14 protein-coding genes are annotated in these 14761 nt (G+C 67.8%); 7 read left to right on the forward strand and 7 right to left on the reverse strand.

Annotated features, from left to right (window positions below; translation table 11 throughout):
- The first annotated feature begins 2 nt into the window (after window positions 1-2).
- The gene (locus ACT6XY_RS01500) at window positions 3-1148 is read left to right on the forward strand and encodes an amino acid ABC transporter permease (protein ID WP_444746576.1); all 1146 of its coding nucleotides are present in this window, start codon (window positions 3-5) and stop codon (window positions 1146-1148) included.
- Window positions 1149-1155: 7 nt separating this feature from the next.
- Here the strand turns inward: ACT6XY_RS01500 and ACT6XY_RS01505 are convergent, their stop codons facing one another.
- From ACT6XY_RS01505 to ACT6XY_RS01520, 4 genes are all read right to left on the reverse strand, one after another.
- Complete coding sequence (locus ACT6XY_RS01505) at window positions 1156-2631, reverse strand: M81 family metallopeptidase (protein ID WP_444746577.1); 1476 nt, start codon at window positions 2629-2631, stop codon at window positions 1156-1158.
- 124 nt (window positions 2632-2755) lie between these two features.
- On the reverse strand, window positions 2756-3043 hold the full coding sequence (locus tag ACT6XY_RS01510) for a hypothetical protein (RefSeq protein ID WP_444746578.1): 288 nt from the start codon (window positions 3041-3043) through the stop codon (window positions 2756-2758).
- 8 nt (window positions 3044-3051) lie between these two features.
- Entirely contained in the window at window positions 3052-3417 is a 366-nt protein-coding gene (locus ACT6XY_RS01515) for a hypothetical protein (protein WP_444746579.1), read from the reverse strand.
- A complete protein-coding gene (locus tag ACT6XY_RS01520) occupies window positions 3407-3703 on the reverse strand; it encodes a hypothetical protein (RefSeq protein ID WP_444746580.1) in 297 nt (98 codons plus the stop codon). Before ACT6XY_RS01520 ends, ACT6XY_RS01515 begins: the two co-directional genes overlap by 11 nt.
- Before the next feature lie 195 nt (window positions 3704-3898).
- Between ACT6XY_RS01520 and ACT6XY_RS01525 the strand changes: the two genes are divergently transcribed.
- Window positions 3899-5032 (forward strand): diaminopropionate ammonia-lyase, encoded by a 1134-nt coding sequence (locus ACT6XY_RS01525; protein ID WP_444746581.1) that lies wholly within the window; start codon window positions 3899-3901, stop codon window positions 5030-5032.
- On the forward strand, window positions 5029-5958 hold the full coding sequence (locus ACT6XY_RS01530) for an N-carbamoyl-D-amino-acid hydrolase (protein WP_444746582.1): 930 nt from the start codon (window positions 5029-5031) through the stop codon (window positions 5956-5958). Before ACT6XY_RS01525 ends, ACT6XY_RS01530 begins: the two co-directional genes overlap by 4 nt.
- 297 nt (window positions 5959-6255) lie before the next feature.
- On the opposite strand, the gene ACT6XY_RS01535 is transcribed toward ACT6XY_RS01530, so the two are convergent.
- Window positions 6256-7641, reverse strand: coding sequence for an FAD-binding oxidoreductase (locus ACT6XY_RS01535; protein WP_444746583.1), 1386 nt, complete (start codon window positions 7639-7641; stop codon window positions 6256-6258).
- 244 nt (window positions 7642-7885) lie between these two features.
- On the opposite strand from ACT6XY_RS01535, the gene ACT6XY_RS01540 reads away from it, so the two are divergent.
- The 3 genes from ACT6XY_RS01540 to ACT6XY_RS01550 are packed head-to-tail and all read left to right on the forward strand — an operon-like array spanning window position 7886 to window position 10610.
- Window positions 7886-8923 carry an ABC transporter substrate-binding protein gene (locus ACT6XY_RS01540; protein WP_444746584.1) on the forward strand — a complete coding sequence of 346 codons (1038 nt, stop codon included), beginning with the start codon at window positions 7886-7888 and terminating at the stop codon, window positions 8921-8923.
- 14 nt (window positions 8924-8937) lie between these two features.
- The gene (locus ACT6XY_RS01545) at window positions 8938-9729 is read left to right on the forward strand and encodes an ABC transporter ATP-binding protein (protein WP_444746621.1); all 792 of its coding nucleotides are present in this window, start codon (window positions 8938-8940) and stop codon (window positions 9727-9729) included.
- Window positions 9726-10610, forward strand: coding sequence for an ABC transporter permease (locus ACT6XY_RS01550; protein WP_444746585.1), 885 nt, complete (start codon window positions 9726-9728; stop codon window positions 10608-10610). Before ACT6XY_RS01545 ends, ACT6XY_RS01550 begins: the two co-directional genes overlap by 4 nt.
- A 264-nt stretch (window positions 10611-10874) precedes the next feature.
- Here the strand turns inward: ACT6XY_RS01550 and ACT6XY_RS01555 are convergent, their stop codons facing one another.
- Both ACT6XY_RS01555 and ACT6XY_RS01560 read right to left on the reverse strand, forming a co-directional pair.
- The gene (locus ACT6XY_RS01555; RefSeq protein ID WP_444746586.1) at window positions 10875-11459 is read right to left on the reverse strand and encodes an NAD(P)H-dependent oxidoreductase; all 585 of its coding nucleotides are present in this window, start codon (window positions 11457-11459) and stop codon (window positions 10875-10877) included.
- 51 nt (window positions 11460-11510) lie between these two features.
- On the reverse strand, window positions 11511-12878 hold the full coding sequence (locus ACT6XY_RS01560; protein WP_444746587.1) for an FAD-binding oxidoreductase: 1368 nt from the start codon (window positions 12876-12878) through the stop codon (window positions 11511-11513).
- 148 nt (window positions 12879-13026) lie between these two features.
- Between ACT6XY_RS01560 and ACT6XY_RS01565 the strand changes: the two genes are divergently transcribed.
- Window positions 13027-14697 carry a methyl-accepting chemotaxis protein gene (locus ACT6XY_RS01565; protein ID WP_444746588.1) on the forward strand — a complete coding sequence of 557 codons (1671 nt, stop codon included), beginning with the start codon at window positions 13027-13029 and terminating at the stop codon, window positions 14695-14697.
- Window positions 14698-14761: the final 64 nt, after the last annotated feature.

Below are 14761 nucleotides of genomic sequence, written 5' to 3' on the forward strand. Positions count from 1 at the left end.
CCATGAACCGCCCCGTCTCCCTGGACGCGCTCGTCCACTACGTCGCCGGCGAGAAGCTCGCCGACCTGAAGCCGCCGGCAAGCGTCCTGCCGCCGTGGCCGGTCGCGCTCTTGCGCACCTATTTCGGCACGCCCGGCACCGCGGCGATCACCATCGTCTGCCTCGCCGTCCTCGCCTGGACGCTGCCGCCCTTCCTGTCCTGGGCCTTCATCAACGCCACCTGGACCGGCACCGCCGCCCAGTGCCGCGAGGCGGGCGGGGCCTGCTGGGCCTTCATCGGCGAGAAGTTCTGGTTCTCCGTCTTCGGCCTCTACCCCTTCGAGCAGCGCTGGCGGCCGGCCACCGTGCTCGTGATCTTCGCGGTCATGGTCGCGCTCTCGACGCAGCGCCTCTTCTGGCGGCGGGAACTCGTCTATGCCTGGCTCGCGATACTCGCCCTGATGTGGGGCCTGATGGGCGGCTCGGTCCTCGCCATTCCGATCCCCGGCCTCGAGCCGGTGGCGACCCGGCTCTGGGGCGGCTGGCTGGTCACCATCTTCCTGTCGGTCTTCGGCCTCGCCATGGCCTATCCCATCGGCATCATGCTGGCCCTCGGGCGGCGGTCGCGGCGGCCCGTGGTGCGGGCCCTTTCGGTTGCCTGGATCGAGTTCATCCGCGGCGTGCCGCTGATCTCGCTCCTCTTCATCGCCACCTTCATCGTGCCGCTCTTCATGCCGCAGGGCGTCGAGATCGACCGGCTGATCCGCGCCCAGATCGCCTTCATCGCCTTCGCCGCGGCCTATATGGCGGAGGTCTTCCGCGGCGGCCTCCAGGCCATCCCGAAGGGCCAGTTCGAGGGCGCCCAGTCGCTCGGCCTGAACTATGCTCAGACCATGCGGTTCATCGTCATGCCGCAGGCCCTGAAGATCACCATTCCCGCGCAGGTGAACACCTTCATCGGCCTGTTCAAGGACACGACGCTGGTCCTCATCATCGGCATCTTCGACTTCTTCACCACGCTGCGCTCGGCGCTGGGCGATTCCAACTGGCTGGGCTTCGCCACCGAGGCCTATCTCTACGCCGCCTTCGTCTATTTCGTCGCCTGCTACACCATGAGCCGCTATTCGCAGCGGCTGGAGAAGGACCTCAACCCCGAAAGGGTGCGCTGAGACGGGGTCAGAGGATCAGCGCGCCCGGCGCCTCGGCATCCAGCGGCCATTTGGGCCTGGCGATGCGGCTGTAGTGGTGGGTCTCGTAGCGCTGGGTCGAGGGCCCCTGCGTCTCCGAGTAGAAGACATGCGAGGCGAGCGGGCCGTAGGCCGCCATGAAGTGCTGCGCCGATTTCAGAACCAGCAGGCGGTACGACGCGGGATCGAGGCCGAGGGCCGTGAAGAGCTCGCGTCCCAGCGCCTGGGCGCGGTTGGTGTTCATGATCACGGTGACGCCGCCGATCCTCACCGCCGCCAGATCGCCGACCGGTCCCTTCGCCTCGCCGAAGCTCTGGTGGCAGTCCTTCGCCACCGCCAGCACCTCACAGTCGGCGTCGAAGGGCTCGCCCGAGAGCTCGGACGTCTTGCCGCCGATCCGCAGGCGCAGGCGGGCGCCGGCTCCCGCCGCATGGCAGAAGCCGACCGCCATCGGGTCCCAGAGCGGCGCCACAGCCGCGTTCTCCACGCCGCGGGCGACGAGTTCGCGTAGCGACATCGTGTTGTCGGAGGCCGAGCCGCCGCCGGCATTGTCGGCGGGTTCGGCGATGATGGCCGGCCCCCTGGCGGTGTCGGCCGCCAGCGCCTGGTCGAGAGCCTCGGCGAAATCGAGGTTGGGAGGCGCGGTCTTGCCGCGCAGGGCGATGATCTCCTCGCCGAGCCGCGTCGCCAGCGCATCACCGGTCGCCTTGGCGTCGTCGGTATAGACCAGCACCCGCGAGCCCATCTCCGGCACGTCGGCATGGGGAAAGCCGTGGACGAAGGAGACGGAGAGCACCCCGTCGCGCCCCTCGAAGCTCTTCTGGCGTGCGACGAAGGACGTGTTGGGCTCCGAGGTCGTGGGATAGAAGGCGATCATGCCGCAGTCGTAGAGCGAGGCGACCGGGCGGATCTCCTTGCGGATCGTCTTCAGCACCAGCGTCACCAGTTCCTCGGCGCGCGGGACGATGTCCACGTGCGGATATTCCTTGAAGCAGATGATGATGTCGGCGAGGCCGACCCGCTTCTTCGTCATGTGGTTGTGCGGATCGAGCTCGACGCCGATGACGCAGGACGGGCCGACGATGGCCCGTACGCGCTCCAGCATGTCGCCCTCGCAGTCCTCGTAGCCGTCGGCGACCATGGCCCCGTGCATGCCGAGCAGCACGCCGTCCACCGGCAGCGCCGCCTTCAGCTGGTCGAGGATTTCCTCACGCATGCTCTCGTAGGCGACCTTCGTGGTCGGTCCGGCCGGCTGGGCGAAGAAGCAGGAGCCCTCGACCAGCGTGAACCCTTCCTGCGCGGCGCGGCGGCGGGCGACGAAGAGCGGCGCGGTGCACAGCGTCGGCTTGTCGGTGGGATGCTCGCCCGGCCGGGCCGCAAGGCTCGTCAGGTAGCTCTCCAGCGACGTCGGAATGGGAGAGAAGGTGTTCGTCTCCGTGGCGATGCTGGCCGTGAAGATGCGCATGTCCTGAAGGTCCCGTCGCTCGCAGCCGATGGTGCGGCGAGACCTTTCCACGGGCTTGCGGCGATGGCCAGCGAGCCCGGCTGGAAGCGAGGCATCCGCGGCGCGCATGGCTCGGCGGCCGCCCTCAGGGCGCGGCGCGGCGGCTGACGATGGCGAAGTCGAGATTGCTCAGTTCAAGGTTGAACCGCGCCCCCGTGGCGAGGGCGGAGGCCTGAAGCGACCAGCGGCTGCCGACCAGCGTCACATCGCCGACCGCGGCGAGCCCGGCCTCGGTCAATTGCTGGTCGATGGCGCGCCTTTCCTCGCCCGTCGGTGCGCGCCCGGTCACCGCGCTCGGCTCGGCAGCCATGGCCATGGTCGCGGCAAAGGCTCCGGCGACGGCGAGACTGCGGACCAGGGTGGCGACTGTCATGGCGAGGATCACAGGCGGAACGGCAGGACGACGGCGGAAGAGCCGGCCATGCGGGCCGCGAGGACGGCGTTGCGCAGCAGGGCCCGGTCGGCCGGGACGATCCGGAAGACAGCGACGTCGGCGTCGTTGTCGTGACGGGGTGTCGCTCCGGGGCGAAGGCTTCCGCCGGTCCCGGCGAGCGACGTGGTCCAGTCGTGGCCGCAGGAGTCGCAATGCCAGTCGTGCTCGATGCGATCAGGCGCGAGATGGCGAGACCCGACCGGCGCGATGGGGTGGCGGACGCCGCATGCCGGGCAGCCGGACCAGCCTTCGGCATAGAGCGCGTCGAAGCGACGGGGAGACGAAGTGCGGCGAAGGGAATTGTCACGTGTCATGAATGATCTTTCGGTCGGCGGTCGCGCGCAGGAAGCGGCGCGGGCGCCTGTAGAACTGGCGCGCCACGTCAATTCGCAATCGCAAGAAGAGGGCGGTGCCGTCAGTATCGCAGTCGATCATCAGTTCCAGCGCCGCGGCGCCGGCTCGGTCGTTGTCGCATCGACGGCGTCGCAGAAAACACAAGCGCGCCCCGATAGGATCGTCGATGGATCGAATTGCATCGGAGCAAGGTGACGGCACGTTGCAGCGATTGATCATCATCGCATGAATATTGAATAGAGCCAAGGTTTTATTTGCATGGTGGCAGGGGCGCGATGCCGCACGCCGCCCGTCCCACGCGTGGCATCTGCGCGCCGCGCCGAGGTGACAGATGCCTCGCTGCCGCTTACGACTCGCATGTCCCCCATCATCGCCGTCCCGGCCGACGCCGGTGCGCCTCGTCTCGCCTGGTCTCCTCTGACGATGCCTCAACCCATTCGCATGTCCGGGGGCGCCGCCCTCCTCGCCAATCCGGCCCTCGATCGCCATCGGGCCTATGGTGAGGGGGAACGGGCGATCCTCTCGCTCGCCAAGGCGGCCGAGGCCCACCGCGCCATCTCCGCGTGGGACGGCTACCGGCCGACGCCGCTTCTGTCGCTCGGCAGGATCGCCGCCGAGGCAGGCGTCGCCGAGGTGCTCTACAAGCATGAGGCGCACCGCTTTGCCCTGAAGAGCTTCAAGGCGCTGGGCGGGGCCTATGCGGTCGAGCGCCTCGTCGCGGCCCGCGGATCGGCCGACGGGCTCACGGTCACCTGCGCCACCGACGGCAATCACGGCCGCGCGGTCGCCTGGGGCGCGCGTCGCCTCGGGGTCGAGGCGGTCATCTACGTCCACGAGACGGTGAGCGAGGGCAGGGCGGCCGCGATTGCCGCCTTCGGCGCCGAGGTGCGGCGCGTGCCCGGCAATTATGACGACGCCGTGCGCGCTTCGGCCGAGGCTGCCGCCGCCAACGGCTGGACCATCGTCTCCGACACATCCTGGCCGGGCTATGATCTCATTCCGCGTGACGTCATGCAGGGCTATGCGGTCCTGGCGCTGGAGGCGGAGGGGCAGGGCGCCCGCCCGACCCACGTCTTCATCCAGGGTGGCGTCGGCGGCCTCGCCGCCGGGGTGCTCTCCTGGTACTGGGAGAAGGAAGGCGCTTCCCGGCCGGTCCTGGTCGTCGTGGAGCCGGACCGGGCCGATTGTCTCCTCGTCAGCGCGAAGGCGGGCCGCTGGACCAGTGTCGGCGGCGACCTCGACACGATCATGGCGGGTCTCGCCTGCGGAGAGCCCTCCGAACTCGCCTGGGCGCTGCTCTCGCCCGGCGCCGACGCCTTCATGGCGATCCCCGACCTCCTCGCCGCCGACACCATGCGGCTGCTCGCGGGCGAGGGCCTCGCCGCGGGTGAGTCCGGTGTCGCCGGCCTTGCCGGCTTCCGGGCGGCGGCAGGCGATGCGCGCATGAGGGCCGCCCTTGGCCTCGACGCCGGCGCGCGCATCCTCTGCATCGGCACCGAGGGCGCCACAGACCCCGCCATCTACCGTGAGATCGTCGGCCGCGACGCCGCCGACGTCGAGAAGGAGCCCGCATGAGCCGCATCGTCACCGTCGGCGCCGCCCAGATGGGCGCCATCCAGCGGGCGCATTCGCGCCGCGAGGTCGTCGCCCGCATGGTCGAGCTGATGCGCGAGGCGGCCTCGCATCGCTGCGACCTCGTCGTCTTTCCCGAACTGACGCTGACCACCTTCTTCCCGCGCTGGTGGATGGAGAGCCAGGAGGAGATCGACAGCTTCTACGAGCGCGAGATGCCCTCCAACGAGACGGCGCCGCTGTTCAACGAGGCGGCTCGGCTCGGCATCGGCTTCTCGCTCGGCTATGCGGAACTCACCCCCGAGGGGCGGCGCTTCAACACGGCCATCCTCGTGAACAAATCCGCAAAGGTCATTGGAAAATATCGAAAAATTCATCTTCCAGGTCATGCGGGGCACGAGCCCTGGCGCGCCTTCCAGCACCTGGAGAAGCGATATTTCGAGGTCGGCGACCTCTCATGGGGCGTGTGGAACGGCCTCGGCGGCAATATGGGCATGATGATCTGCAACGACCGCCGCTGGCCCGAGAGCTACCGCGTCATGGGCCTGCAGTCGGTGGAGATGATCCTGCTCGGCTACAACACGCCGCGCCACAATCCGCCGGCCCCCGACCATGACCGCCTGTCTGAGTTCCACAACCAGCTCGTGATGCAGTCAGGGGCCTACCAGAACGGCACCTGGGTGGTCGGCGTGGCGAAGTGCGGCGTCGAGGAGGGCTGCGAGATGATCGGCGGCTCCTCCATCATCGCCCCCACCGGCGAGGTGATCGGCCAGGCTCTGACCCAGGAGGACGAACTGGTCGTCGCCCGCTGCGACCTCGACCTGACCAAGAGCTACAAGGCGACCATCTTCAACTTCGACATGCACCGCCAGCCGGACCATTACCGCAGGATTGTCGAGCAGCGGGGGGCAGTGGCGCCGGGGGGTTGACTAGCAGAGCAGGGCGGCCGGCCCTCCAAGTCGGCAGCTCCTGCAACCTAAATCGCCGCATCAACTACTCTAGGTAGGGTACGACCACTGGGTTTCCCTCGGAGAGGTCTTTCAAATCGCTCTTTGCGACTTCGAAGACGGAGTAACTCACCTCTGACCCATGAGCTGGCGCGTCCTGATCTTGATCGAGCGGGGGCTCATTCGAAATGCTTATGAGACTTCGAATGCCCTCAAAACGCCTGGTTACGGGCTGGTCATCATTGGTCCGTGATGCGGCAGTTCTGGGGCGCTTGTTAGTCACTCCGCCGCCTGCTGGGCCTCAGCCTCCCAGCCGAGGAGCTTGCCCGGGTTCATCAACCCGTGCGGGTCGGCCTGCCGCTTGAATTCGGGCTGCGGCGCGTCGATGCGCTTCCATCCCGCATTGTTGAGCACGAAGGTGTGGGCGTTCGACGGCTGCACGCCGCCCTCCGCCGCCCGTTCCATGATCTGCGTGAGGCGCTCCGGGGTCGTGTATTTCACCAGCGGCAGCGAGGACGTGATGACCTTGCCCTCGCGGCGCTGGAACTCGAGGTGGAAATAGACGTCCTCGTCGAACTCCTTCGCCGCCCATTCGACCAGCGCGAGATTGTTCGGCGCGGGAAAGCGCAGCTGCAGATAGGTGATGGACGGATCCATCTTCAGGGCGTGCAGCGTCGTGTGGTTCCACGTGTATTCGTAGAGGGGCCCTGGGCCGCCGCGCTCCTTGTGGGTGCCGAAGGCCACCGCCTTGGCTTCCGCCGCACCGCGCCGGAAGGTGACCTCGCCCTTGTGGTCGCCGATCAGCAGGTCGAGCGTGTCGGCCTGCGGCTCCGAGACCATGAGGATGGCAAAGGCGCGGCCTTCCTGGAGGTAGGGCGCGAGGCGCTTCAGGTAGGGCACGATGCGGGGGTCGTGGACCGAGACCAGCTTCTTGGCGATGCCGTCGCATTCCATGAAGGCCTGGCCGAAGCGCGCCGCTGCCATCAGGCTGTCGAAGGTGACGATCCGCTCGGCCCAGTCGTGGGAGGGGGCGGTCGGCACCTCCACCTCGGTGATGATGCCGTTGACCCCATAGGCGTGCATCACCTTGAGAATCTCGCGGCCGCGCAGCTCGATCAGCCGCGGCTCGGCCTCCACCGTCATGACCTCCAGCGCCGTCACCGCGCCGAGATTGTCGATCTGCCCCCAGGTGCAGGAGCCGGCCCCAGCCGCCCCGCCGGCGACGAAGCCGCCGATGGTGGCCTGCGCCCGGGTCGAGGGGTGGAAGCGCAGCTCCTGGCCGTGCGGGTCTAGGAGCTTGTCGATGTCGAGCATGTTGGCGCCGGCCTCGAAGCGCGCGCCTCCCGGCCGGGCGAAGACCATGCGGTTCATCTGCCGCATGTCGACCACGACGCCTCCGGCGAGCGGAACGGCCTGGCCGTAGTTGCCGGTGCCGCCGCCGCGGATCACCAGCGGCACGCGGTGGCGGGCACAAGCCGCGGCGATGCGGCGCAGCTCCTCCTTGTCCGCCGGGGTGGCGACGAGGTCGGCCACCTTGCCCTCGAGCTCCGGCTTCAGCACCGGCGAGAACCAGAAAAAGTCGCGGCTCGCCATCCTGACGGAGGCGGCGTCCTCGGTGAGGGCGATGCCGGCGAGGTCGGCGCGAAGACGGTCGAGAGCACTCATGGACGAAACCCGTTGGAGACGGCGGCACAGTGCCAAATCGCGGCGGTCAGCGCCATGCCGGCGAACCGGTCAAAACCGCAGTTCAAGGATGAGAATTTGCGCGGGGCAAGGTGCAGATGCTTAAAAAATATGCAGGCTGATCCCGGGGGCTTTACGATATCGTAGGATAAGCCGGCATGCCCGTTGCTCTGGCCGCCATCATGGATTTCAAGGGTCGTACAAGGCCCGCTTCAGGAGAGGTCGCATGTCCGTCAAGTCCCCCGCCCATCGCATGACCCGCCGCCGTGCACTCGCCCTCGGGGCCGGCGTCTCCGCCGCCTATCTGATGCGGTCCGATCTCGTCACGGCCCAGGGCCTCGACAAGGTCTCCTACCAGACCAACTGGCGCGCCCAGGCCGAGCATGGCGGCTTCTACCAGGCGGTCGCCGCCGGCATCTATCGGAAGTACGGCATCGACGCCGACATCCGCATGGGCGGACCGCAGCAGAACCCGTCCCAGCTCCTGCTCGGCGGCCGGGTCGACATGATCATGTCGAACTCCTTCGAGGCCGTCCGCTATGTCCAGGAGAACCTGCCGTTCCTCTGCATCGGCTCCATCTTCCAGAAGGACCCGCAGGTCATCATCTGCCATCCCGGCGTCGGCAACGACAGCCTGGCCGCGCTGAAGGGCAAGACCATCCTCGTCGGCGCCGGCGGCCGCACGTCGTTCTGGCCCTATCTCAAGGCGCGCTTCGGCTTCACCGACGAGCAGGTGCGCCCCTACACCTTCAACATGGCGCCCTTTCTCGCCGACAAGAACATCTGCCAGCAGGGCTTCCTATCGTCGGAGCCCTTCGCCATCGAGCAGCAGGGCGGAGTGAAGCCGCTGGTGCACCTCATCGCCGATGCCGGCTTCGCCAACTACAACACGACCATCAACATCTCGAAGAAGATGGTCGACGAGCGCGCCGACGTGGTGCAGCGCTTCGTCACCGCCTCGCTGGAGGGTTGGGCCGAGTACATGAAGGGCGGCGCCGCCATCGCCGATGCCAACAAGCTGATCATGCGCGACAACCCGGACATGGACCAGAAGAAGATCGACTATGCCATTAAGGTCATGACCGAGAACGGCATCGTCATGTCGGGGGACGCGACCACGCTCGGCATCGGCGCCATGACCGATGCGCGCTGGCAGGCCTTCTACGTCCAGATGCGCGACGCCGGCGTCTTCCCGGCCGGCATCGACGTGAAGAAGGCGTACGACCTGCGCTTCGTCAACAAGGGCGTGGGCAAGTCCACGTGACACCAGTGTCGACCATGGACCGGCCGGTGGCGACGGGCGCATCCACGCTCGTCGCCATCCGTCACGTCTCCAAACAGTTCGCCAACGGCACCATCGCCGTCCGCGACGTGAACCTGGACCTGGCACGCGGCGAGTTCGTCAGCCTGCTGGGCCCGTCCGGCTGTGGCAAGTCGACCCTGCTGCGCATGATCGCCGGCCTCGGCGAGCCCAGTATCGGCACGATCGACTGGACGACGATGACTCACGACGCCTGGGGGCGGCCGGCGCGCGAGCTCGGCTTCGTCTTCCAGGACCCGACCCTCATGCCCTGGGCCACCGCGCTGGACAATGTCGTCCTGCCGCTGAAGCTGTGCGGCACGAACAAGGGCGAGGCGCAGGCGCGCGGCGCCGAGATGCTGGCGCTCGTCGGCCTCAAGGGCTTTGAGAAGAGCTATCCCCGCGAGCTCTCGGGCGGCATGAAGATGCGCGTCTCCATCGCCCGCGCCCTGGTGACCCATCCGAAGATCCTGCTGATGGACGAGCCTTTCGCGGCCCTCGACGAGATCACCCGCCACAAGCTCAACGACGACCTCCTGCGCCTGTGGGAGGCGAACCGCTTCACCGCCGTCTTCGTCACCCATTCGGTCTTCGAGAGCGTCTATCTCTCCCAGCGTATCGTCGTCATGGCGGCGCGGCCCGGCCGCGTCATGGCCGACCTCCGCGTCGAGGCGGCCTATCCGCGCGACGACCTGTTCCGCACCTCCGCCGACTACGCCCACTGGTGCCGGATCGCATCCGAGAAGCTGAAGGAGGCGATCTCCGCATGACCGACGCGACGCTTCCCCCCTCCGCCGTCCCCCACGACGGGACAGACGCCGAGGCCCGGCCGATCTTCCGCGAGGACCGGAAGGTGCTCGGGATCTCCACCGAGGCCTGGCCGGGCATCCTGGCGCCCCTCGGCATCGGCATCTTCGCGCTCGCCGCCTGGGAGTTCATCGTCTGGTGGCGGGAGATCCCGCCGTTCATCCTGCCGGGGCCCTGGCTGATCGCCAAGACGCTGGTCGCCGACTGGGGGACCCTTTCGGCCTCGCTCTGGGTCACACTGCGCATCACCGCCGCCGCCCTCATCGCCGCAGTGTCCCTGGGCGTCGGCCTCGCCGTGCTCTTCACCCAGTCCAAATGGCTGGAGAAGTCGCTCTTTCCCTATGCGGTCATCCTGCAGGTGACGCCGGTGGTCTCCATCGCTCCGCTGATCATCATCTGGGTCGGCGACATCAACCTGTCGCTGCTGATCTGCGCCTGGATCGTCGCCTTCTTCCCGATCCTGTCCAACACCATCCTCGGCCTCAACTCGGCCGACCACAACCTGCGCAACCTCTTCGAGCTCTACGGTGCTTCCCGCTGGCAGACCCTGCGCCACCTGCGCCTGCCCGCGGCGCTGCCCTATTTCCTGGGCGGGCTGAAGATCTCCGGCGGCCTCGCCCTCATTGGCGCCGTAGTGGCGGAATTCGTCGCAGGGTCTGGCGGTTCGGCCTCGGGCCTCGCCTACCGTATCCTCGAGGCCGGCTACCAGCTCAAGATCCCGCGCATGTTCGCGGCGCTGATCATGATCTCGATGTCGGGCATCGCCATCTTCCTCACCATCAGCTGGGTGTCGCACCTCTTGCTGCGCCGCTGGCACGAAAGCGCGCTGAAGCGGGAGAATTGAGGGCGGCAGCCCTGAACCGCCATGTCAGGCCTCGATCGAGCACCGCGCGGTCTTGCGGGCGCCGTCTTCAAGTCGTGGATGGCCGGGACGAGCCCGGCCATGACGGCAGGGGCGAGCGAGCGGCCAGTCCGTCCGCAACAGCTCCGACGCGGGATTGATGGCGTCGGAGGACCTTGCTCTCGAACCTCCACCCGTCATGCCCGGCCTCGCGCCGGGCATCCAAGACTTGCTTTCGGTGGTTGAGGCGCAGGGAAAAGGACGCCTTCACACCCCCGCCATCGCCGCCCTCACCCTGGCGATGAAGCCCGTGCGCTGCTCCTGCGTCGCGACGTTGAGGTGGTAGAGCGCGAGATAGCGGCGCTTCGCCTTGCGGCCCGTGAACCACCAGAGGTAGCGCATCACGATCTTCTTCGGCGGGTCGCCCATGTAGAGCGCGTACCAGAACGGACGACCGTAGGTGACGATGCCGGTGATGGAGCGGATGTGGCCGAGAAGCGGCTTCACTGCCGCGGGGTTCGAGATGTCGAAGCCGACGCCCGGCATGAACATGCGGTCGAAGAAGCCCTTGAGCATGGCCGGCGGGCCGAAACTCCACGTCGGGAACTGAACCACCAGCGCCTCGGCCGCCCGCAGCCTCGCGATCAGCGGCTCCAACCCCTGCTGGTTGCGGCTCTCGTCGTGGTAGCGCCTGCGGCCGTCCTCGGAGAGAACCGGATCGAAGCCCTCGGCATAGAGGTCGAGGAGATCGACCTCGTGGCCGGCCGCCGCCAGCGCGGCCAGGGCCTCGGTGCGGATGGCCGCATGGAAGCTCTCAGGGAGAGGATGGCAGTAGAGATAGAGCACGCGCATGAGGGCACCGGCTGGAGGAGCGACAGGGCAGGGGGCAGCAAGTCCCGTGCCTCAGCGCACCGGCACGAAGCTCTCCATCTTGCCGGGATTGAGCAGACCCATCGGGTCCACCTCCGCCTTGAAGCCGAGCTGGTCGGCCTCGGCCCGCTTGTGGCGCGAGCCGCCCTCCAGGCCGAACACATGCGGATTCGCGACCATGACGCCGCGCTCCTCGTGCAGCCGGATGATCTCGAAGAGCCGCTCCGGCGTGGTGTAGCGGACGATCGGCAGCGCCGAACAGGTCAGGCGACCGCCGAAGCGGATGAACTCGAGATGCGGCAGCACCTCGCCCGCGAACGTCTCGGCCATCTCCGTGACGCTCTCCTCCAGCCGGTCGTGTGGATAGAGGAGTTGCAGATAGGTGATGGAGCGGTCGGTCTTCAGCCACTGCAGCGTGGTGTGGTTCCAGGCATATTCGTAGAGCGGCGTCTCCCCCGGCTCCTCCCGTGACGGCGCCCGCCAGGTGAGGGTGCCGCGCCCGCCCAGGATCGCCTCGAAGCTTTCGAGGAACGGCTCGGCGATCATGCAGACGAGGATCGCCTTGCCGTCCGGACAGGCTTGCCTCAGGGCGGCGAACTGGCCCGGGATCGGCCAGGCGATGGGGGTGACGAGCTTCTTCACCACCCCGTCGGCATGGGCGATGTCGCGACCGGCACGGAAGGCTTCGGCGAAGGTGTCGAAGGCGACGACCACGTCGATCCACGGCCAGGCAGGGGCCGTCGGCATCTCCAGCTCGGTGATGATGCCGGTCGTGCCGTAGGCGCGATTGACCTTCTGCGCCGCGTCCTGCCGCAGTTCGAGAACGCGCGGCTCTTCCTCCACCGTGACGACGCGGGCGGCGAGAATGTTCCCAGGTTCGCGCAGACCCCCGTAGGCGACGGAGCCGACCCCGCCCGAGCCGCCGGCGACGAAGCCGCCGATGGTCGCGGTGCGTTTGGTGGAGGGATGCATTCTCAGCTCGTAGCCGTTCGGCCGCGTCGCCTGATCGAGGGCGAGGATGTTGGTGCCCGCCCTGACGCGCACCGATCCCGGCTTCTGCCAGAGAACGCCGGTCATCTCGGTCATGTCCAGGAGAACGCCGCCGGCCAGCGGCATGGCCTGACCGTAATTGCCGGTGCCGCCGGCCCTGACCGTCAGGGGAATGCGCAGCTTCGCGCAGGCCGCGGCCGTCCGGATCACGTCCGCCTCGTCGCGCGGCCTGACGATGATGTCCGCCGCCACGTGCTTCAGCTGTTCCGCGAGAATCGGCGAGTACCAGAAGAAGTCGCGCGAGCGCCGGCGGACGATGGTCGGCTCGCGTTCCGTTGGCACATCGCCGAGAAGACGCTCCAGCGCTTTGAGGTCGACTTCGGCGCGGGGCGGATATCCCTCACGTATCATGGATGTCTCGTGATTTCGGCGGTGCTGTCGTCGCCTCTAACGATTTTCAACGCGGGAGTCATGCGGCTTGATATCCAGCAAAAGTGTGCATTAACGCTGCGGCAACGAAATGTGCAGCATGTTTCTGCGAATTCTGCGGAGATCGACCTTGCAAATCCGGACCAAGCTTTTTTCCATCGTCGCCGGCCTCACCGCCGCCTCGCTCATCGTGGCAGGCGTCGCCATCTACGGCTTTCAGCGCTACCAGCATGCGGTCGAGGAGAACCAGCGGACGGCGCGGGTGACGCAGCTCGCCGAGCGCGCCAACGGCCTCATCTATGCGGTCGTGATGGAATCGCGCGGCATCTACATGTCGGCCGAGAAGGCGGCGCTGGAGCGCTTCGCCGCCGGCCAGGATCGGGAGCTTGCCAAGCTGCGAACCGTTGTGACCGAGTGGGCGAGCCTCGCCCATCCCGAGGACGAGGCGCTGAAGAAGCGTCTTCTGGAGCAGGCCGAGCACTTCATCCGCCTGCGCACCGAACTCGCCCAGACCGGCCGGAGCAGCGGCAACGAGGCCGCACGGGTGATCGGCGACAACGAGCCCAACCGCGCGACGCGCCAGCGGCTGAACGCCGAAATGGCCGCCTTCGCCCAGACCAACGCCCGCCGCGTCACGGCCCTTTCCGCTGAGGTCGATGCGACCCGCCAGACGCTGGTCTGGCTCATCGGCGCCATGATCGCCCTGGCGCTGCTCGCCGGTCTCACCGCCTTCTGGACCATCTTCACCGGTGTCACGCGTCCGCTCGGTCGGCTGACCAGCGCCGTCAACGGCGTCGCGGAAGGGCGCACGGATGTCGAGGTCAGCGACGTCGACCGCAAGGACGAGATCGGCGGGCTCGCGCGCTCCGTCCTCGTCTTCCGCGACAACGTCCGCGAGGTCGAGCGCCTCAAGGCCACCGAGGCCGAGCGTGAAAAGGACATGCGCAACCAGCGTGCCCGCGAGATGTCGGCCCTCGCCGACGAGTTCTCCGCCACCGTCCAGTCGGTCGTCCAGACCGTCACCCGGTCCGCCGAGGAAATCGTCGACAATGCCAGCCGCGTCGGCGACGTGGCCCGCAATGTCGCCGATCTCGGTCAGACCGTCGCCGCGACCTCTGCCGGCGCGACCCAGAGCGTCGAGAGCGCCGCCAGCTCGGCCCAGGAGCTCGCCTCCTCGATCGGTGAGATCTCCAGCCGAACCGCCCAGGCCCAGCACATCGCGGCCTCCGCCGTGCAGCAGGCGACGCGTACCGGCGAGATTGTCGCCACGCTCGCCACCTCTACGCAGAAGATCGGCGACGTCGTCGCTCTCATCAACGCCATCGCGGCCCAGACGAACCTGCTCGCCCTCAACGCCACCATCGAGGCGGCGCGCGCCGGCGAGGCCGGCAAGGGCTTCGCCGTCGTCGCCACCGAGGTGAAGAGCCTCGCCGCCCAGACATCGAAGGCGACGGAGGAGATCGCCAGCCAGATCGGCGCCGTCCAGTCGGTCACCGGCGACGCCGTGGCCGCCATCGAGGCCATCAACAAGACGATCGGCGAGATCAACTCGGTCTCGTTCTCGATCATGGCCGCCGTCGAGGAACAGTCCGCCGTCACCAACGGCATCGCCGGCTCGGTCTCCGACGCTGCCGGCGGCACCCGCTCGGTCGAAACGGACATCGGCCGCGTCACCCGCGCCGCCGACGAGACCGGCACCGCCGCCAGCGCGATGAACGACGCGGCGCGCCACCTCAAGCAGGGTTCGGTCGAGCTCGACCGGGCGGTGTCCGGCTTCCTCGGCCGCATCCGCGCCGCCTGATCGTCTCCCGATCCCTGAAACAAAAAGCCCGGCGGAAACGCCGGGCTTTTTCGTGTCTTGAAGG

The organism is Phreatobacter sp., from assembly GCF_052440005.1.
Taxonomy (GTDB): domain Bacteria; phylum Pseudomonadota; class Alphaproteobacteria; order Rhizobiales; family Phreatobacteraceae; genus Phreatobacter.

Excerpts from the sequence above, each read along its gene's own strand:
- ACT6XY_RS01500 (WP_444746576.1), top strand. The coding sequence starts at position 3 with ATGAACCGCCCCGTCTCCCTGGACGCGCTCGTCCACTACGTCGCCGGC.
- ACT6XY_RS01505 (WP_444746577.1), bottom strand. The coding sequence starts at position 2,631 with ATGCGCATCTTCACGGCCAGCATCGCCACGGAGACGAACACCTTCTCT.
- ACT6XY_RS01510 (WP_444746578.1), bottom strand. The coding sequence starts at position 3,043 with ATGACAGTCGCCACCCTGGTCCGCAGTCTCGCCGTCGCCGGAGCCTTT.
- ACT6XY_RS01515 (WP_444746579.1), bottom strand. The coding sequence starts at position 3,417 with ATGACACGTGACAATTCCCTTCGCCGCACTTCGTCTCCCCGTCGCTTC.
- ACT6XY_RS01525 (WP_444746581.1), top strand. The coding sequence starts at position 3,899 with ATGTCCGGGGGCGCCGCCCTCCTCGCCAATCCGGCCCTCGATCGCCAT.
- ACT6XY_RS01530 (WP_444746582.1), top strand. The coding sequence starts at position 5,029 with ATGAGCCGCATCGTCACCGTCGGCGCCGCCCAGATGGGCGCCATCCAG.
- ACT6XY_RS01535 (WP_444746583.1), bottom strand. The coding sequence starts at position 7,641 with ATGAGTGCTCTCGACCGTCTTCGCGCCGACCTCGCCGGCATCGCCCTC.
- ACT6XY_RS01540 (WP_444746584.1), top strand. The coding sequence starts at position 7,886 with ATGTCCGTCAAGTCCCCCGCCCATCGCATGACCCGCCGCCGTGCACTC.
- ACT6XY_RS01545 (WP_444746621.1), top strand. The coding sequence starts at position 8,938 with ATGGACCGGCCGGTGGCGACGGGCGCATCCACGCTCGTCGCCATCCGT.
- ACT6XY_RS01550 (WP_444746585.1), top strand. The coding sequence starts at position 9,726 with ATGACCGACGCGACGCTTCCCCCCTCCGCCGTCCCCCACGACGGGACA.
- ACT6XY_RS01555 (WP_444746586.1), bottom strand. The coding sequence starts at position 11,459 with ATGCGCGTGCTCTATCTCTACTGCCATCCTCTCCCTGAGAGCTTCCAT.
- ACT6XY_RS01560 (WP_444746587.1), bottom strand. The coding sequence starts at position 12,878 with ATGATACGTGAGGGATATCCGCCCCGCGCCGAAGTCGACCTCAAAGCG.